The 16,517-nt window shown below is 62.8% G+C and carries 18 protein-coding genes; 14 read left to right on the plus strand and 4 right to left on the minus strand.

All coding sequences use genetic code 11. The features are described 5' to 3' along the window. Positions 1–129 precede the first annotated feature (129 nt). From APH25_RS14240 to APH25_RS14250, 3 genes are read left to right on the plus strand one after another with little or no spacing between them, the layout of a single operon-like run. Positions 130–789, plus strand: coding sequence for a paraquat-inducible protein A (locus APH25_RS14240; protein WP_060482366.1), 660 nt, complete (start codon positions 130–132; stop codon positions 787–789). After that, positions 776–1,399 carry a paraquat-inducible protein A gene (locus APH25_RS14245; protein ID WP_060482367.1) on the plus strand — a complete coding sequence of 208 codons (624 nt, stop codon included), beginning with the start codon at positions 776–778 and terminating at the stop codon, positions 1,397–1,399. Before APH25_RS14240 ends, APH25_RS14245 begins: the two co-directional genes overlap by 14 nt. Continuing rightward, positions 1,392–3,692: a PqiB family protein gene (locus tag APH25_RS14250; protein ID WP_060482368.1), complete on the plus strand. Its 2,301-nt coding sequence runs from the start codon at positions 1,392–1,394 to the stop codon at positions 3,690–3,692. The genes APH25_RS14245 and APH25_RS14250 overlap by 8 nt, the downstream gene beginning before the upstream one ends. 108 nt (positions 3,693–3,800) lie before the next feature. On the opposite strand, the gene rpsT is transcribed toward APH25_RS14250, so the two are convergent. Further along, positions 3,801–4,079, minus strand: a complete 279-nt coding sequence (gene rpsT / locus APH25_RS14255; protein WP_028631791.1) for a 30S ribosomal protein S20 — start codon at positions 4,077–4,079, stop codon at positions 3,801–3,803. A 250-nt stretch (positions 4,080–4,329) separates the two neighbouring features. Between rpsT and murJ the strand changes: the two genes are divergently transcribed. From murJ to ispH, 6 genes are all read left to right on the plus strand, one after another. After that, complete coding sequence (gene murJ / locus APH25_RS14260) at positions 4,330–5,868, plus strand: murein biosynthesis integral membrane protein MurJ (protein WP_060482369.1); 1,539 nt, start codon at positions 4,330–4,332, stop codon at positions 5,866–5,868. A 117-nt stretch (positions 5,869–5,985) separates the two neighbouring features. Beyond that, on the plus strand, positions 5,986–6,936 hold the full coding sequence (gene ribF, locus APH25_RS14265) for a bifunctional riboflavin kinase/FAD synthetase (RefSeq protein ID WP_028631789.1): 951 nt from the start codon (positions 5,986–5,988) through the stop codon (positions 6,934–6,936). Further along, positions 6,933–9,764, plus strand: a complete 2,832-nt coding sequence (ileS, locus tag APH25_RS14270; RefSeq protein WP_060482370.1) for an isoleucine--tRNA ligase — start codon at positions 6,933–6,935, stop codon at positions 9,762–9,764. Before ribF ends, ileS begins: the two co-directional genes overlap by 4 nt. Further along, the gene (gene lspA, locus APH25_RS14275; RefSeq protein ID WP_060482371.1) at positions 9,757–10,272 is read left to right on the plus strand and encodes a signal peptidase II; all 516 of its coding nucleotides are present in this window, start codon (positions 9,757–9,759) and stop codon (positions 10,270–10,272) included. The genes ileS and lspA overlap by 8 nt, the downstream gene beginning before the upstream one ends. Beyond that, positions 10,265–10,702: a peptidylprolyl isomerase gene (locus APH25_RS14280; protein WP_060482372.1), complete on the plus strand. Its 438-nt coding sequence runs from the start codon at positions 10,265–10,267 to the stop codon at positions 10,700–10,702. The genes lspA and APH25_RS14280 overlap by 8 nt, the downstream gene beginning before the upstream one ends. A gap of 14 nt (positions 10,703–10,716) precedes the next feature. After that, positions 10,717–11,664: a 4-hydroxy-3-methylbut-2-enyl diphosphate reductase gene (ispH, locus tag APH25_RS14285; protein ID WP_060482373.1), complete on the plus strand. Its 948-nt coding sequence runs from the start codon at positions 10,717–10,719 to the stop codon at positions 11,662–11,664. A gap of 56 nt (positions 11,665–11,720) precedes the next feature. Here the strand turns inward: ispH and APH25_RS14290 are convergent, their stop codons facing one another. Next, a complete protein-coding gene (locus APH25_RS14290; RefSeq protein WP_060482374.1) occupies positions 11,721–12,212 on the minus strand; it encodes a GspH/FimT family protein in 492 nt (163 codons plus the stop codon). A gap of 109 nt (positions 12,213–12,321) precedes the next feature. Here APH25_RS14290 and APH25_RS14295 point away from each other — a divergent pair, with 109 nt between their 5' ends. The 5 genes from APH25_RS14295 to thiO are packed head-to-tail and all read left to right on the plus strand — an operon-like array spanning position 12,322 to position 15,143. Then, on the plus strand, positions 12,322–12,504 hold the full coding sequence (locus APH25_RS14295; RefSeq protein WP_028631783.1) for a prepilin-type N-terminal cleavage/methylation domain-containing protein: 183 nt from the start codon (positions 12,322–12,324) through the stop codon (positions 12,502–12,504). After that, positions 12,501–13,142: a PilW family protein gene (locus APH25_RS14300; protein WP_060482375.1), complete on the plus strand. Its 642-nt coding sequence runs from the start codon at positions 12,501–12,503 to the stop codon at positions 13,140–13,142. The genes APH25_RS14295 and APH25_RS14300 overlap by 4 nt, the downstream gene beginning before the upstream one ends. Then, positions 13,139–13,603 carry a hypothetical protein gene (locus APH25_RS14305; RefSeq protein ID WP_060482376.1) on the plus strand — a complete coding sequence of 155 codons (465 nt, stop codon included), beginning with the start codon at positions 13,139–13,141 and terminating at the stop codon, positions 13,601–13,603. The genes APH25_RS14300 and APH25_RS14305 overlap by 4 nt, the downstream gene beginning before the upstream one ends. Before the next feature lies 1 nt (position 13,604). Beyond that, positions 13,605–13,991 carry a type IV pilin protein gene (locus APH25_RS14310; RefSeq protein ID WP_060482377.1) on the plus strand — a complete coding sequence of 129 codons (387 nt, stop codon included), beginning with the start codon at positions 13,605–13,607 and terminating at the stop codon, positions 13,989–13,991. A 54-nt stretch (positions 13,992–14,045) separates the two neighbouring features. Then, the gene (gene thiO / locus APH25_RS14315) at positions 14,046–15,143 is read left to right on the plus strand and encodes a glycine oxidase ThiO (protein WP_060482378.1); all 1,098 of its coding nucleotides are present in this window, start codon (positions 14,046–14,048) and stop codon (positions 15,141–15,143) included. A gap of 16 nt (positions 15,144–15,159) precedes the next feature. Here the strand turns inward: thiO and APH25_RS14320 are convergent, their stop codons facing one another. Together APH25_RS14320 and APH25_RS14325 are read right to left on the minus strand one after the other, a co-directional pair. Continuing rightward, positions 15,160–15,390 (minus strand): PP0621 family protein, encoded by a 231-nt coding sequence (locus APH25_RS14320; RefSeq protein ID WP_060482379.1) that lies wholly within the window; start codon positions 15,388–15,390, stop codon positions 15,160–15,162. A gap of 100 nt (positions 15,391–15,490) precedes the next feature. Then, complete coding sequence (locus tag APH25_RS14325) at positions 15,491–16,510, minus strand: outer membrane protein assembly factor BamD (RefSeq protein WP_028631777.1); 1,020 nt, start codon at positions 16,508–16,510, stop codon at positions 15,491–15,493. Positions 16,511–16,517 lie beyond the last annotated feature (7 nt).

Consider the following 16,517-nt stretch of genomic DNA (forward strand, 5'->3'; position numbering starts at 1 on the left):
GCGATAAAAAAGCGACGCTGGTCGGGGGCCGTGAACCGTCGCCCCTCGGGCCTGCCTAGACACAAGCGCATCCCACAAACCCAGCCAAGCCCACTAGAATAACCCCACCCACCCAGTCAGAAGCAGCCTATGCCCAACCCTGCCGAACCAGAAGCACTGGCCGACCTGCCGCTGGACGAACTGGTCGCCTGCCATGAATGTGATCTGTTGCTGCGCAAGCCTGTTCTACACAATGGTGAAAAGGCGTTATGCCCACGCTGTGGATACGAGCTATACGCCCACCGGCACAACGTGGTGAACCGCAGCCTGGCCCTGGTGCTCACTGCGCTGCTGCTGTTCATCCCGGCCAACTTCCTGCCGATCATGCAGTTGCACCTATTGGGTCAAACCTCGGATGACACGGTCTGGAGTGGCGTACTGGGCCTGTACGACTCGGGCATGCGTGGGGTGGCCATTGTCGTGTTCCTGTGCAGCATGGCGATACCGTTGTCCAAGCTGCTTTGCCAGTTGGCTGTATTGCTGGCCATTCGGCTGAACGTTGGGCGCAAGTTTGGGTTGCTGTTTTATCGCATCTATCACCACCTGCGAGACTGGGGCATGCTCGAGGTGTATTTCATGGGTGTATTGGTGGCCATTGTGAAACTCGTGGACCTGGCCGAGATTACCGTGGGCCTTGGCCTGTTCTGTTTCATCAGCCTGTTGCTGGTTCAGGTGTGGCTTGAAGTGGTGATGTCACCGCACCAGATCTGGAGTGCGTTAGCGGGGGAGGACCTGCATGCGGGCGATTGATGCAGGCATTGTTGTCTGCAATGAGTGTCATGAACTGAACCGGCAGGTGCCTGGCGACACCTCGCAAACCTGCACCCGGTGTGGTGCCTTGGTGCACGCACGCAGGCCCAACAGCATCGTGCGAACCTGGGCGCTGCTGGTGGCGGCGTTCATTCTGTACATCCCTGCCAATGTGCTGCCGATCATGACGGTCAGCTCATTTGGCCAGGGCAGCCCCGACACCATCATGTCGGGCGTCATTGCCCTGCTCAAGCACGGCATGGTGCCGATCGCTGCGGTAGTGTTCGTTGCCAGCATCCTGGTGCCGACGTTCAAGCTGGTGGGTATTGCCTTGCTGCTGTATTCGGTCCAGCGTCGCCAGCCACTGTCAGCACGGCAACGCATCTGGATGTACCGCTTCATCGAATTCATAGGGCGCTGGTCCATGCTCGATATCTTCGTCATTGCCATCCTGGTGGCAGTGGTGAATTTCGGGCGGATAGCCAGTGTCGAAGCCAATTTGGGCGCTGTCGCCTTTGCAACTGTGGTGATTCTGACGATGCTTGCTGCTTTGACCTTCGATCCCCGACTGATTTGGGACAATACGGAGTCGGATGACGACAATGAGTGACCTGCCAACGGCCAAAACCCGCCCCGCTTCCAACTGGTCGGCCATCTGGATCCTGCCCCTGATCGCCTTGATGATCGGCGGCTGGCTCGCGTGGCAGGCCTACCGCGAAGCTGGCGTGCAGATTGAAGTGCGCTTCGAGTCGGGCGAAGGCATCGTCGCCAACAAGACCGAGGTGATCTACAAGGGCATGCCGGTCGGTAAGGTGAAAAGCCTGGTGCTGGATGCCAAGGGTGAGAATCAGGGCGTTATCGCCACTATCGAAATGAACCAGGCGGCAGAGAACCACCTGAACAAAGGCACCCGCTTTTGGCTGGTGAAGCCGAGCGTCAGCCTGGCAGGTATTACCGGGCTAGAAACGCTGGTATCAGGTAACTACATTGCCGTCAGCCCAGGGGAGGGCGAGCCGACCAAGCGCTTCACCGCACTCAAGGTTGCGCCCCCGCTCTCGGATTCCGAACCGGGGCTGCACCTTGTGCTGAAGGCCGAGCGGCTGGGGTCACTCAACCGCGACAGCCCGGTGTTCTACAAGCAGATCCAGGTTGGGCGGGTGAAGAGCTATCGTCTGTCCGACGACCAGAGCACGGTCGAGGTAAAGGTCTTCATTGAACCTGCCTACGCCAACCTGGTGCGCAAGCACACGCGCTTCTGGAACGCGAGCGGCGTCAGCATCGATGCCTCGCTCTCTGGCGTGAAGGTGCGCAGCGAGTCGTTGTCCAGCATCGTTGCTGGCGGTATCGCCTTCGCGACGCCGGAGCATCGCAAGGACAGCCCGCCAACCGACCCGAGCCTGCCGTTCCGCCTTTATGAGGACTTCGATGCCGCCCAGGCGGGCATCCGCGTGAAGGTGAAGCTCAGCGACTACGAGGGCCTACAGGCTGGCCGTACGCCGGTCATGTACAAAGGTATCCAGGTGGGGTCGCTGAAAACCCTGAAGATGGAGGACAACCTTTCCAGCGCCACCGCCGAGCTTACCCTGGACCCGCTGACCGAGGATTACCTGGTGGAGGGCACCCAATTCTGGGTGGTCAAGCCGTCGATCTCGCTTGCCGGGATCACCGGCCTGGAAGCGCTGGTAAAGGGCAACTACATCGCCATCCGCCCTGGCGAGAAGGGCGCGAGGCCTGAGCGTGAATTCGAAGCGCGGGCCAAGGCGCCTCCACTGGACCTGAAAGCGCCCGGCCTGCACATGGTGCTGTTCGCCGATACCCTGGGCTCGCTCGAAGTGGGCAGCCCGGTGATGTACCGCCAGGTGAAAGTGGGCAGCGTGCAAAGCTACCAGTTTGCCCGCGACAGCAACCGTATCCTGATTGGCGTTCACATCGAAAAGGAATACGAAAAGCTGGTCAATGCATCGTCACGCTTCTGGAATGCCAGCGGCATTACCCTTACCGGTGGCCTCTCGGGTATCAAGGTGAAGAGTGAATCCCTGCAGACCTTGATGGCAGGGGGTATCGCCTTCGACACGCCACGGGCGAATGCACCGCTCAAGCGCCACATTCCGCGCTTCCGCCTGCATGAGAACCAGGAGGCGGTGAACCGAGCGGGCACCCTGGTTACCATCCGGGTGCAGCGGGCTGATGGGTTGAAGCCAGGTACCGCCATCCGCTTCCGTGGGCTGGATGTGGGTAGCATCGAGAGCGTCGACCTTACAGCAGACCTTCAGGCCGTGCTGTTGCGCGCGCGTATCACCGAGGCGGCTGACAAGATCGCCCGCGTCGGCACCCAGTTCTGGGTGGTCAAGCCGGCCCTGGGCCTGGTGCGTACAGAAAACCTTGATACCTTGATCAGCGGGCAATACCTGGAAGTGCAGCCTGCCGCCAAGGACCGGGGGCCGCAGCGGGATTTCATTGCCCTGGCTGATGCGCCGGAGGTGGCGGGCCCCGAAATAGGCCTGCCGTTGACCCTCAGTGCGCCGCGCCGTGGCTCGATCAAGGCTGGTGTGCCGGTGACGTACCGCGAGGTCGAAGTGGGCAAGGTCACTGGCTTCGAGCTTGGTCAGAGCGCTGACCGCGTGCTGATCCACATCCTGATCGAGCCCCGTTATGCCAGCCTGGTGCGCAGCGGCAGCCGTTTCTGGAACAGCAGTGGCTTCGGTTTCGACTGGGGCCTGTTGAAAGGGGCGACCGTGCGTACCGAGTCGCTGGAAACCCTGATCGACGGCGGCATCGCCTTTGCCACGCCGGATGGCGAGCGCATGGGCAACCCTGCGCGGCCGCAGCAGACCTTCGCCTTGTTCGACAAGGCCGAGGATGACTGGCTGCAATGGGCACCGAAAATTCAGCTGGGCAAGTGACCCATCGAGGGGCCGTTGGCAGCGGCCCCTTGACGTAAAGGGCTCAAACGAAAAACTGCAGGCAACAAAAAACCGACCCTAGGGTCGGTTTTTCGACTAGCACGTCGCTTAGGCAGCTGCAGTTTCTTTCAGCGCCTTGATGTGGCCATTCAGACGGCCTTTGTGACGAGCAGCTTTGTTCTTGTGGATGATACCCTTGTCGGCCATACGGTCGATTACAGGCACAGCCAGAACGTAAGCAGCTTGTGCTTTGTCGGCGTCTTTTGCGTCGATGGCCTTGACTACATTCTTGATGTAGGTGCGGACCATGGAACGCAGGCTGGCGTTGTGGCTGCGACGCTTCTCAGCCTGTTTTGCACGTTTCTTGGCGGAAGGTGTGTTGGCCACCGTCGAGCTCCTCGAAAGACTTTAGGTAAATAGCAAACAAAATAGGCCGCGAATCATGCCGATGAGTCGACCGGATGTCAAGGCCACTTGCAAGGTTCCGCCGAGCGGTGCACCAACAGGCGGGAAAGATTCCTTTCTGCTGCGCGACCTGTAAACTCGGGAATTTTTGGCTCCCCTGCGAAGGCGCGGGAGTATCGCACATTCGGACGCTGTCTGGCAGCGTCCTCTGCCATTGGCGTGAATCTTTTCGATGAACCTGCTCAAATCACTGGCTGCGGTCAGCTCAATCACCATGATTTCCCGGGTGCTGGGCTTTGTCCGCGACACCATCCTTGCGCGCATCTTTGGCGCCGGGGTGGCCACCGACGCCTTCTTCATTGCTTTCAAACTGCCCAACCTGCTGCGGCGCATTTTTGCCGAAGGCGCGTTTTCACAGGCATTCGTGCCCATCCTGGCCGAATACAAGAGCCAGCAGGGCGAAGAGGCCACGCGCACCTTCGTGGCCTATGTCAGCGGGCTGCTGACGCTGGTGCTGGCCGTGGTCACTGCCATCGGCATCCTGGCCGCACCCTGGGTGGTGTGGGCCACTGCCCCAGGTTTCGTCGACAGCGCCGAGAAATACCAGCTCACCACCGACCTGCTGCGAGTGACGTTTCCTTATATATTGCTGATCTCGCTGTCGTCCTTGGTGGGGGCCATCCTCAATACCTGGAACCGCTTCACGGTGCCGGCCTTCACGCCCACGCTGCTGAACGTGGCCATGATCGCCTTCGCCGTGTGGCTGACGCCGTACTTCAACCCGCCGATCATGGCCCTGGCCTGGGGTGTGCTGGCGGGCGGCCTGGCCCAGTTGCTGTATCAACTGCCGGCGCTGAAGAAGATCGGCATGCTGGTGCTGCCGCGGCTGAACCTGCGCGACGCCGGGGTGTGGCGAGTGCTCAAGCAGATGCTGCCCGCCATCCTCGGGGTGTCGGTGAGCCAGATCTCGCTGATCATCAACACGATATTCGCGTCGTTCCTGGTAGCCGGTTCGGTATCGTGGATGTACTACGCCGATCGCCTCATGGAACTGCCATCGGGCGTGCTGGGCGTAGCGCTGGGGACCATTCTGCTGCCGACCCTGGCCAAGACGTACGCCAACCGGGACCGTGAGGAATACTCGCGGATTCTCGACTGGGGGCTGCGCCTGTGTTTCCTGCTGGTACTGCCCTGCACGCTGGGCCTGGCCTTGCTGGCTGAGCCGCTGACGGTTGCGCTGTTCCAGTACGGCAAGTTCAGTGCCGTAGATGCGGCCATGACTCAGCGTGCCTTGGTCGCCTATTCGGTAGGGTTGCTGGCAATCATCCTGGTCAAGGTGCTGGCCCCCGGCTTCTATGCCCAGCAGAATATCCGCACACCCGTGAAAATTGCCGTGTTCACCTTGGTGTGCACACAACTGTTCAACCTGGTACTGGTAGGCCCCCTGGCACATGCCGGGCTGGCCCTGGCGATCAGCCTGGGCGCCTGCCTGAATGCCGGCCTGCTGTTCTGGAAGCTGCGCAGCCATCAGCTGTTCCAGCCGCAACCGGGTTGGGTGTTGTTCCTGTGCAAGCTGGTGCTGGCTGTCAGCCTGATGTCGGCGGTGTTGCTGGCCGGCCTTCATTACCTGCCCGCCTGGGAGCAGGGCAATATGCTTGAGCGCCTGTTGCGGTTAGGGGCGCTGATCATGGCAGGGGTGGTGACCTATTTTGGCTGCCTGTACCTGTGCGGCTTCCGGCCCCGGCATTTCGCCCGCAAAGCTTTGCACTGAAGCACGGCCGGGCCAGGTGTCGGTTTTTCACATTCCATGCCGCCCTTGGGCGCAGTTGCCTGTTACCGGCGCCCGGGTGTGGTTATAATCGGCCACTTTATGAGCAAGAAGCGCGTTATGCAGCTGGTTCGAGGTCTTCACAACCTGCGCCCCGAACACCGGGGGTGTGTCGCCACCATTGGCAACTTCGACGGGGTTCACCGCGGCCACCAGGCTATCCTGGCGCGCCTGCGTGAGCGCGGCCAGGCGCTGGGCCTGCCCACCTGCGTGGTCATCTTCGAACCGCAACCGCGCGAGTACTTTGCCCCCGATACCGCACCCGCCCGCCTGGCCCGCCTGCGCGACAAGGTCGAGCTGCTGGCCGGCGAGGGCATCGACCGGGTGCTGTGCCTGGCGTTCAACCAGCGCCTGGGTGAGCTCGGCGCCGATGACTTCGTCAAGGCCATCCTGGTCGATGGCCTGGGCGTGCGGCACCTGGAGGTGGGCGACGACTTCCGCTTTGGCTGCGACCGCGCAGGTGACTTCGCCTTTTTGGTCCAGGCCGGCCAGCAGTACGGTTTTACCGTCGAGGCCGCCAATACGGTGATCCAGGATGGCCTGCGGGTCAGCAGCACCGAAGTGCGCAAGGCCTTGGCCGATGGCAACTTCGAACTGGCCGAACACCTGCTGGGCCGCCCTTACAGCATCACTGGCCGCGTATTGCACGGCCAGAAGCTGGCCCGCCAGCTCGGTACTCCCACTGCCAACATCCAGCTCAAGCGCCGCCGCGTGCCGCTGTCCGGGGTCTACCTGGCCAGCATCGAGATCGACGGCAAGGCCTGGCCGGGTGTCGGTAATATCGGCGTGCGCCCCACCGTTGCCGGTGATGGGCGCCCGCACCTGGAAATTCATCTTCTGGATTATGCCGGCGACCTGTATGGCCGGCGCCTGACGGTGGTGTTCCACCACAAGCTGCGTGAAGAGCAGCGATTCGCCTCCCTGGAGGCGCTGAAGTCGGCGATCGATGCGGATATCGCCGCCGCACGTGCACATTGGCACGCTCAACCGCTAACCAAGAGCCTGAAATGACCGACTACAAAGCCACGCTAAACCTTCCGGACACCGCCTTCCCCATGAAGGCCGGCCTGCCTCAGCGCGAACCGCAGATCCTGCAGCGCTGGGACAGCATTGGCCTGTACCAGAAGCTGCGCGAAATTGGCAAGGATCGTCCCAAGTTCGTGCTGCACGACGGCCCGCCCTATGCCAACGGCAAGATCCACATCGGTCACGCGCTGAACAAGATTCTCAAGGACATGATCGTCCGCTCCAAGACCCTGTCCGGCTTCGATGCGCCGTACGTACCGGGCTGGGACTGCCACGGCCTGCCGATCGAGCACAAGGTCGAGGTTACCCACGGCAAGCACCTGTCTGCCGACCGCACCCGCGAGCTGTGCCGCGAGTACGCTGCCGAGCAGATCGAAGGGCAAAAAACCGAGTTCATCCGCCTGGGCGTGCTGGGTGACTGGGGCAACCCGTACAAAACCATGAACTTTGCCAACGAGGCCGGTGAAATCCGCGCCCTGGCCGAGATGGTCAAGCAAGGCTTCGTGTTCAAGGGCCTCAAGCCTGTGAACTGGTGCTTCGACTGCGGTTCAGCCCTGGCTGAGGCCGAGGTGGAATACGCCGACAAGAAGTCCCAGACCATCGATGTGGCGTTCCCGGTCGCCGACGAAGCCAAGCTGGCAGCTGCCTTTGGCCTGCCGGCACTGGGCAAGCCCGCTGCCATCGTGATCTGGACCACTACACCGTGGACCATCCCGGCCAACCAGGCGCTGAACATCCACCCGGACTTCACCTACGCCCTGGTCGACACCGGCGAGCGTCTGCTGGTGCTGGCTGAAGAACTGGTCGAGCCGTGCCTCGCCCGCTACGGCCTGGAAGGCGCGGTCATCGCCACTGCCAAGGGCCAGGCGCTGGAACTGATCAACTTCCGCCACCCGTTCTACGACCGCTTGTCGCCCATCTACCTGGCCGAGTACGTCGAGCTGGGTGCCGGTACCGGCGTGGTTCACTCCTCGCCAGCCTACGGTGAAGACGACTTCGTTACCTGCAAGCGCTACGGCATGGTCAACGACGACATCCTCACCCCTGTGCAGAGCAACGGCGTGTATGCCGAGTCGCTGCCGTTCTTCGGCGGCCAGTTCATCTGGAAGGCCAACCCGGCCATCGTCGAGAAACTGAGCGAAGTCGGTGCGCTGATGCACACCGAAACCATCAGCCATAGCTACATGCATTGCTGGCGCCACAAGTCGCCGCTGATCTACCGCGCCACAGCCCAGTGGTTCGTTGGCATGGACAAGCAGCCAAGCACCGGTGAACCGCTGCGCGAGCGTGCCCTCAAGGCCATCGAAGACACCAAGTTCGTCCCTGCCTGGGGCCAGGCACGCCTGCACTCGATGATCGCCAACCGCCCTGACTGGTGCATCTCGCGTCAGCGCAACTGGGGTGTACCGATTCCGTTCTTCCTCAATAAGCAGACCGGCGAGTTGCACCCGCGCACCGTCGAGCTGATGGAAGAGGTGGCCAAGCGTGTGGAACAGGAAGGTATCGAGGCCTGGTTCAAGCTTGATGGCAGCGAGCTGCTGGGCGCTGAAGCCGACCAGTACGAGAAGATCGCCGACACCCTGGATGTGTGGTTCGACTCCGGTACCACCCACTGGCACGTGCTGCGCGGCTCCCACGACATCGGCCACGCCACCGGCCCGCGCGCCGACCTGTACCTGGAAGGTTCCGACCAGCACCGTGGCTGGTTCCACTCGTCGTTGCTGACCGGTTGCGCCATCGACGGCCACGCGCCGTACCGCGAGCTGCTGACCCACGGTTTCACCGTGGACGAGAACGGCCGCAAGATGTCCAAGTCGCTGGGTAATACCATCGAGCCAGAGAAGGTCAACAACACCCTGGGTGCCGACATCCTGCGCCTGTGGGTTGCTGCTACCGACTACTCCGGTGAAATGGCGGTTTCCGAGCAGATTCTGCAGCGCAGCGCCGATGCCTACCGCCGCATCCGTAACACCGCCCGCTTCCTGCTTTCCAACCTGTCTGGCTTCGACCCTGCGCGCGACCTGCTGGCGCCGCAAGATATGCTGGCGCTGGACCGTTGGGCGGTTGACCGTACCCTGCTGCTGCAGCGTGAACTGGAAGAGCACTACGGTGAATACCGTTTCTGGAACGTCTACTCCAAGGTGCACAACTTCTGTGTGCAGGAGCTGGGCGGCTTCTACCTCGACATCATCAAGGACCGCCAGTACACCACTGGCGCCAACAGCGTGGCACGTCGCTCCTGCCAGACCGCGCTGTACCACATCAGCGAAGCACTGGTGCGCTGGATTGCGCCGATCCTGGCCTTTACCGCTGACGAAATCTGGCAATACCTGCCGGGCGAGCGTAACGAGTCGGTCATGCTCAACGGCTGGTACGAGGGCCTGAGCGAGCTGCCTGAAGACACCGAGCTGGGCCGCGCCTACTGGGACCGCGTGATGGCGGTCAAGGCGTCGGTCAACAAGGAGCTGGAAAACCAGCGCACCGCCAAGGTCATCGGTGGCAACCTGCAAGCCGAAGTCACCCTGTACGCCGACGAGGGCCTGAGCACCGACCTGGCCAAGCTGGGTGACGAACTGCGCTTCGTGCTGATCACCTCAGCCGCCAGCGTGGTGCCGTTCGCTCAGGCGTCGGCCGAAGCCGTGGCCACCGAAGTGGAGGGCCTGAAGCTGAAAGTGGTGAAGTCCGGCTACACCAAGTGCGGCCGTTGCTGGCACTTCCGTGCCGACGTTGGCAGCCACCCGGAGCATCCGGAAATCTGCGGCCGTTGCGTCGAGAACCTGACCGGCCAGGGCGAGGTGCGCCACTATGCCTAACCCTGCAGCGGGGCGCTTCGGGCGCCTTGCATGGCTGTGGCTGAGCTTGCTGGTGCTGGTTCTGGACCAGGCCACCAAGCTGTATTTCGACAACGCCCTGACCATGTACCAGCAAATCGTGGTAATCCCTGATTACTTCAGCTGGACGTTGGCCTACAACACCGGCGCTGCCTTCAGCTTCCTGGCAGACGGGGCAGGCTGGCAGCGCTGGCTGTTCGCCCTCATCGCCGTGGTGGTCAGTGCCGTGCTGGTGGTGTGGCTCAAGCGCCTTGGGCGTGACGAAACCTGGCTGGCCGTGGCGCTGGCACTGGTGCTGGGTGGCGCTATCGGCAACCTGTGGGACCGCGTCGTGCTGGGCCATGTGGTCGATTTCATCCTGGTGCACTGGCAGAACCGGCATTACTTCCCGGCGTTCAACCTGGCCGACAGTGCAATCACGGTCGGTGCGGTGATGCTGGCGCTGGATATGTTCAAGAGCAAGAAGACCGAGGAGCCGGCCCATGACTGACATTCGTATCGGCCAGAACACCGAAGTCACGTTGCACTTCGCCCTGCGCCTGGAAAACGGCGACACCGTCGACAGCACCTTCGACAAGGCCGCGGCCACCTTCAAGGTGGGCGATGGCAACCTGCTGCCCGGTTTCGAAACCGCACTGTTCGGTTTCAAGGCTGGTGACAAGCGCACGGTGGTGGTGGCCCCGGAGAACGCCTTCGGCCAGCCCAATTCGCAGAACGTGCAAGTCATGCCGCGGTCCCAGTTCGAGGGCATGGAGCTGTCCGAAGGGCTGCTGATCATTTTCAAGGATGCCGCCAACGCCGAATTGCCCGGTGTGGTCAAAGCGTTCGATGATGACCAGGTGACCATCGACTTCAATCACCCACTGGCTGGCAAGACCTTGACGTTCGAGGTGGAGATCCTCGAAGTGAAGGCTCTGTAAGCCTGGAGCCGAGCATGCAAATCAAACTCGCCAACCCCCGCGGATTCTGCGCGGGGGTCGACCGGGCGATCGAAATCGTCAACCGTGCGCTGGAAGTCTTCGGCCCGCCGATCTATGTGCGTCACGAAGTGGTGCACAACAAGTTCGTGGTCGAAGACCTGCGCAACCGTGGCGCCATTTTCGTCGAAGAGCTGGACCAGGTGCCGGATGACGTCATTGTCATCTTTAGCGCCCACGGCGTTTCCCAGGCCGTACGCCAGGAAGCAGCAAGCCGTGGCCTGAAGGTGTTCGACGCTACCTGCCCGCTGGTGACCAAGGTGCACATCGAGGTGGCCAAGTACAGCCGTGACGGCCGCGAATGCATCCTGATCGGCCACGAAGGGCACCCGGAAGTGGAAGGCACCATGGGGCAGTACGATGCCAGCAATGGCGGTGCCATCTACCTGGTCGAAGACGAGAGTGATGTCGCCAGCTTGCAGGTCAGAGACCCTGACCACCTTGCCTTCGTGACCCAGACCACGTTGTCCATGGACGACACCAGCCGGGTGATCGACGCCCTGCGTGCACGCTTCCCGAACATTGGCGGGCCGCGCAAGGATGACATCTGCTACGCCACGCAGAACCGCCAGGACGCTGTGAAGCAACTGGCCGACGAGTGTGACGTGTTGCTGGTAGTGGGCAGCCCTAACAGCTCCAACTCCAACCGCCTGCGCGAGTTGGCCGAGCGCATGGGTACACCGGCCTATCTCATCGATGGTGCCGAGGACCTGCAACAGGGCTGGTTCACCGAGGCTGCGCGGGTTGGCATCACGGCGGGTGCGTCGGCCCCCGAGGTATTGGTACGGGGTGTGATCGAACAGCTCAAGGCCTGGGGCGCAACCGGTGCCGAGGAGCTGGACGGGCGTGCAGAGAACATCACCTTCTCCATGCCCAAAGAGCTGCGCGTGCGCTCGCTGCTTTAAAGCAAGCCTCAAGGCAGTGCAAGGCTCGCAAGGCGGGCCTCAACTGCCGTCTTTGGTCAGGTGCCCCGGCACTGTGGCGTCTCATTCACTTCGGTCGCCACCCTGACCCTGCCGCTCGAAGCCAGCACCACCTGATGCCGGCTTAGCGCGATGCCCCGCTCGCAAATGTCCAGCGTGCCCCCCAGCCATCCGCCGCCAGGCCTCATGGGGATGCCCACCGCGCTGAACTTCAGGGTTGCGCCAATGTTGCCCGGAATGCGCAGTGGCCGTGGCAGGCGGTGTTCGCGCAGCACTTGCCCATTGTGATCGAGCATCACCACCCAACCATTGCCCCACGCGTTGTCCAGTGCCTGCACCCGTACCGGCTGGCCCTGCAGCATGGCGTGCCCGCGAGCGCTTCGCAGGGCTTGTGCCAGGTCCCGCGCGGCAGCGGCCCGATGTAGGTCGTCGCTGAACGTGGCGTAGGCCGGCATGCCCAGCTGTGACAGCAGCATCGCGATGGCCAGTGCCGACAATATTTGTATCAGTGTTGCACCGCGTTGCTTCACCGTGCATTCCTCCCGGGAAGTGCTTGGCTGTAGCTTCACGGGCGTTGAGCAACCCTGCCAGTCGCAGGTGTACACCACACCTGCGCGAAAAGTCACAGGAGGTGCAAGGATGCACGCAAGGCAACAAGGCATGACCCTGCTGGAAGTGCTGCTGGCAGTGCTGGTGCTGGGCGCCGGCCTGTTCGCGGCAGCGGCCCTCCAGGTAAAGGCACTGCAGGCCACCGACAGGGCCAGGGTCGACGTACAGGCGGCGCTGGCGGCTCACAGTGATCGTGAGCGGGCGCAACCATGAGGCGCGTCGAACGGGGCTTCGGCTTACTGGAGCTGCTGCTGGCGCTGGCGATTGGGCTGATGTTGCTGACAACTGCCAGCCAACTGTTCGCTTCTGCCCATCAGGTGTGGCGGTTGCAGGGCGCTGCCTTGCGCATGCAGGAGGACGCACGCCTGGCGTTGCTGCGCATGGCCCAGGATATTCGCATGGCCGGCATGTTCGGTTGCCTGCGCTTGCTGCCTGGCGACTTTCCCGACAGTGCCACCCGCCTGGCTTTCACACGGCCGGTGGAGGTAGGCCCGTCGAGCCTGAACCTGATCGTGGCGGATGTGGCCGGCCACGTTCTGCACCCGGACTGGACCGTGCTTACCAATTGCCGGGACCACGCCCAGGTTGCCGTGGGGCAGGTGCAGGGCAGCGGTGAACTGGCTATTCCCATCAGCCGGCACCGTTATGAGCTAAGGGGCAGCACGTTGTATTTCACTCGCAGTAACAGCACCCAGCCGCTGATGGAGCACGTGCGGTCGTTGGATATCGCCTACCTCATAAGCGCTGGCGGCCCGCATATCGACCTGGACCTTGCGCTGCATGACCCCGCCTTGCAGTTGCACCAGCGGCACCGCTTGAGTGTTGCCCTGCGCAACCCTGTTTTGCCATGAAGCGTCAGCGCGGGGTGGTGCTGTTGCTGGCGCTGGTCATCAGCCTGTTGCTGGGCGTACTCGCAGCCTCGGCCTTGCGTGCCGCGCTGGTTGAGACGCAGATGGCCGGGGTGCTGCGTGATGGCTTGCTGGCGTTTGAGCAGGCCGAGGCAACGTTGCTGGCAGGGCAGGGGGCTTTGCATCACCAGGCGCCTGCACCGTGCCAGCCGTGCGCCCCGCCTGAACGCCCCCACGCACTTGGGGGCCACTGGTACAAAGCGCCGAAGGGGTTCTATCAGGTACAGCAGCTGGGTATCAGCACGCGTGCCGCCCATGTGCCGGAGGGGCTGCCTGTCACGTTGTTCAGAGTCACGGCCGTAAGCCTGCAGGCGCGGCCGCGGCAGGTGTTGGAGGCGGTCTACGCCATCAACGGCGATCAAACCCGCCGCATCGCATGGCGGCAAAGAGTGCAGGGAGACTGACATGCAGCAAGGCTTGAGCTTGATCGAGCTGTTGATTGTGCTGGCCGTGACCGGCATTCTGGCAGCCATTGCCTACCCCGCCTACAGCGACCACCTTCGGCAGGCCGCCCGTAGCGAAGTGGCCGGCCTGCTGCACGACGCTGCGCTACGGCTTGAGTGGCATCGTATGCTCACTGGCCAGTATGCCGAGGGCGAGCTGCACCTGCCCGCCGGTAACCGTGACTACAGCCTGCAGGCCCTGCGTGGCAGCGATACCTTCACGCTGCGCGCCCTGCGGCTGCCGCAGGGGCGCATGGCCGACGACCGTTGTGGCGACTTCCAGCTTGACCATGCTGGGGTACGCGGCAACCCAGGTGCCATCGACAGCACGCATTGCTGGGGAAGCTGAAGGTTCAATGATGCCCGGTGCATCGCAGTTTAACTTCAGGTGTTGGATCTACACATGAGCAAGCAAGTAGTGGTGGTCGGGGGCGGGGTGATCGGCCTGCTGACCGCATACAACCTGGCGGCGAGCGTCGGGCAGGTAGTGGTGTGCGATCAGGGCGAAGTTGGCCGTGAGTCGTCCTGGGCCGGCGGTGGCATCGTGTCGCCGCTGTACCCGTGGCGGTACAGCCCTGCCGTCACCGCGTTGGCGCACTGGTCGCAGGATTTCTATCCACAGCTGGGCCAGCACCTGTTCGCCACCACCGGCGTTGACCCGCAAGTGCACACCACCGGCCTGTACTGGCTGGACCTGGACGACGAGGCCGAGGCTCTCGCCTGGGCGGCGCGTCAGCAGCGGCCCTTGAGTGCCGTGGATATTGCAGCGGTTTACGATGCAGTGCCGGTGTTGGGGCCGGGGTTTGGCCGGGCCATCTACATGGCCGGCGTAGCCAATGTGCGCAACCCGCGCCTGGTGAAATCGCTTAAGGCAGCGCTACTGGCATTGCCCAACGTCACCCTGCGTGAACACTGCCAGATCTCCGGCTTCGTCCAGCAAGGCGGGCGGGTTACCGGTGTGCAACTGGCCGACGAAGTGCTGGCAGCGGATGATGTGGTGCTCAGTGCCGGTGCCTGGAGTGGCGACCTGTTGCGCACCTTGGGCCTGGCATTGCCGGTGGAGCCGGTGAAGGGGCAGATGATCCTGTTCAAATGCGACGAGCATTTTCTGCCGAGCATGGTGCTGGCCAAAGGGCGATATGCAATCCCCCGGCGAGACGGCCACATTCTGGTGGGCAGCACGCTCGAACACGCCGGCTACGACAAAACCCCGACGGAAGAAGCGCTGGCCAGCCTGAAGGCGTCGGCGGTGGAGTTGCTGCCCGAGCTGGAAGGGGCGCCCGTGGTGGCGCATTGGGCGGGGCTACGGCCCGGTTCGCCTGAAGGCATTCCGTACATCGGGCCAGTGCCCGGCCATGATGGGTTGTGGCTGAACTGTGGGCATTACCGCAACGGGCTGGTACTGGCGCCTGCGTCCTGCCAGCTGCTTGCAAACCTGCTGACCGGGGCCGAGCCCATCATCGACCCGGCACCGTATGCCCCGCAGGGGCGCTTGGGTTAGCAGCCCGGGCGCAGTTTCAGCCCTGGCGGCCAGGCCCCTGTTGCAGGTGTGCCTGGCTGCAATACCACTCGTTGCCTTGGGTGAGCGCACGGTCGGTGGGCAAGTGCACGCCGCAGTGGGCGCACCGCACCATTTTCAGGGGCGCATCCAGCTTCGTTTCGGGGCGGGATTGCTGGCTGATTTTGAACTTGCGCCACAGCCAGAACGCGGCGGCGATCAGGACGATCCAGAAGAGTAGGCGAACCATGGTGTTCAGCTTGTCGAATGATGAAGCCGACAGTCTAGGACGGCGCCAGAGAAAAAGGGAGGCCTAATTCGGGGTCACCCCAGGCCTCCCTCTCGGCAGATCAGTCAAACATGCCGAAGGTCATGTAGCTGAACCACGAACGATCCTTCTCGGCTTCCTTCGGCCCTTGCGGCTCGATCGGGTCGCCGTTCTCGTCCTTGGGCAGCAGCTCTTTCGGGATTTCGTCGCGCGCGTCCTGGAACTGCTTGACCACGTCCTGGTTGGCGCGGGTTTCGCCTGGCGGCAGCGGCGTGTCGGTTTCGATCAGGCCCAACGTGGCCTTGGACAGCCAGCCGCGGCCGTCAGACTCGGTCTGCTTGGGCTGGAACTCGCCATCGGCCAGGCTTGGGTGGTCGGGGTAGTTGAGCTTGAGGGTTTCCAGGCTGGTGGCCGCCAGGTCGTCCAGGTGCATCTTCTGGTACGACTCCACCATCACTGCCAGGCCATCGCCAACCGAAGGGGTTTCCTGGAAGTTCTCGACCACGTAACGGCCACGGTTGGCCGCTGCCACGTAAGCCTGACGGCTCAGGTAGTAGTCAGCCACATGGATTTCGTACGAGGCCAGCAGGTTGCGCAGGTAGATCATGCGCTGCTTGGCGTCCGGTGCGTAGCGGCTGTTGGGGAAGCGGCTGGTCAGCTGGGCGAACTCGTTGTACGAGTCGCGGGCGGCACCCGGGTCACGCTTGGTCATGTCCAGCGGCAGGAAGCGCGCCAGCAGGCCGCGGTCCTGGTCGAACGAGGTGAGGCCCTTGAGGTAGTAGGCGTAGTCCACGTTCGGGTGCTGCGGGTGCAGGCGGATGAACCGCTCGGCAGCCGACTTGGCAGCCTCAGGCTCGGCGTTCTTGTAGTTGGCGTAGATCAGCTCGAGCTGCGCCTGGTCGGCATAACGGCCGAACGGGTAGCGCGACTCCAGGGCCTTGAGCTTGTTCACGGCGCTGGTGTAGCTGGAATTGTCGAGGTCAGCCTGGGCCTGCTGATACAGCTCGGCCTCGCTGAGGTTCTCGTCGATGACTTCCTTGTTAGAGGAACAGGCCGCGGTGAGCCCGAGGATGGCGATCAGCAGCAGGTGTTTCACTTGCATGGCGGCT

The sequence above is a fragment of the Pseudomonas sp. NBRC 111119 genome, assembly GCF_001320125.1.
Classification (GTDB): Bacteria; Pseudomonadota; Gammaproteobacteria; order Pseudomonadales; family Pseudomonadaceae; genus Aquipseudomonas; species Aquipseudomonas parafulva.

What these genes read in the sequence shown, in the direction of transcription:
- APH25_RS14240 (WP_060482366.1), top strand. Translation starts at nt 130, where the DNA reads ATGCCCAACCCTGCCGAACCAGAAGCACTGGCCGACCTGCCGCTGGAC.
- APH25_RS14245 (WP_060482367.1), top strand. Translation starts at nt 776, where the DNA reads ATGCGGGCGATTGATGCAGGCATTGTTGTCTGCAATGAGTGTCATGAA.
- APH25_RS14250 (WP_060482368.1), top strand. Translation starts at nt 1,392, where the DNA reads ATGAGTGACCTGCCAACGGCCAAAACCCGCCCCGCTTCCAACTGGTCG.
- murJ (WP_060482369.1), top strand. Translation starts at nt 4,330, where the DNA reads ATGAACCTGCTCAAATCACTGGCTGCGGTCAGCTCAATCACCATGATT.
- ribF (WP_028631789.1), top strand. Translation starts at nt 5,986, where the DNA reads ATGCAGCTGGTTCGAGGTCTTCACAACCTGCGCCCCGAACACCGGGGG.
- ileS (WP_060482370.1), top strand. Translation starts at nt 6,933, where the DNA reads ATGACCGACTACAAAGCCACGCTAAACCTTCCGGACACCGCCTTCCCC.
- lspA (WP_060482371.1), top strand. Translation starts at nt 9,757, where the DNA reads ATGCCTAACCCTGCAGCGGGGCGCTTCGGGCGCCTTGCATGGCTGTGG.
- APH25_RS14280 (WP_060482372.1), top strand. Translation starts at nt 10,265, where the DNA reads ATGACTGACATTCGTATCGGCCAGAACACCGAAGTCACGTTGCACTTC.
- ispH (WP_060482373.1), top strand. Translation starts at nt 10,717, where the DNA reads ATGCAAATCAAACTCGCCAACCCCCGCGGATTCTGCGCGGGGGTCGAC.
- APH25_RS14295 (WP_028631783.1), top strand. Translation starts at nt 12,322, where the DNA reads ATGCACGCAAGGCAACAAGGCATGACCCTGCTGGAAGTGCTGCTGGCA.
- APH25_RS14300 (WP_060482375.1), top strand. Translation starts at nt 12,501, where the DNA reads ATGAGGCGCGTCGAACGGGGCTTCGGCTTACTGGAGCTGCTGCTGGCG.
- APH25_RS14305 (WP_060482376.1), top strand. Translation starts at nt 13,139, where the DNA reads ATGAAGCGTCAGCGCGGGGTGGTGCTGTTGCTGGCGCTGGTCATCAGC.
- APH25_RS14310 (WP_060482377.1), top strand. Translation starts at nt 13,605, where the DNA reads ATGCAGCAAGGCTTGAGCTTGATCGAGCTGTTGATTGTGCTGGCCGTG.
- thiO (WP_060482378.1), top strand. Translation starts at nt 14,046, where the DNA reads ATGAGCAAGCAAGTAGTGGTGGTCGGGGGCGGGGTGATCGGCCTGCTG.
- APH25_RS14320 (WP_060482379.1), bottom strand. Translation starts at nt 15,390, where the DNA reads ATGGTTCGCCTACTCTTCTGGATCGTCCTGATCGCCGCCGCGTTCTGG.
- APH25_RS14325 (WP_028631777.1), bottom strand. Translation starts at nt 16,510, where the DNA reads ATGCAAGTGAAACACCTGCTGCTGATCGCCATCCTCGGGCTCACCGCG.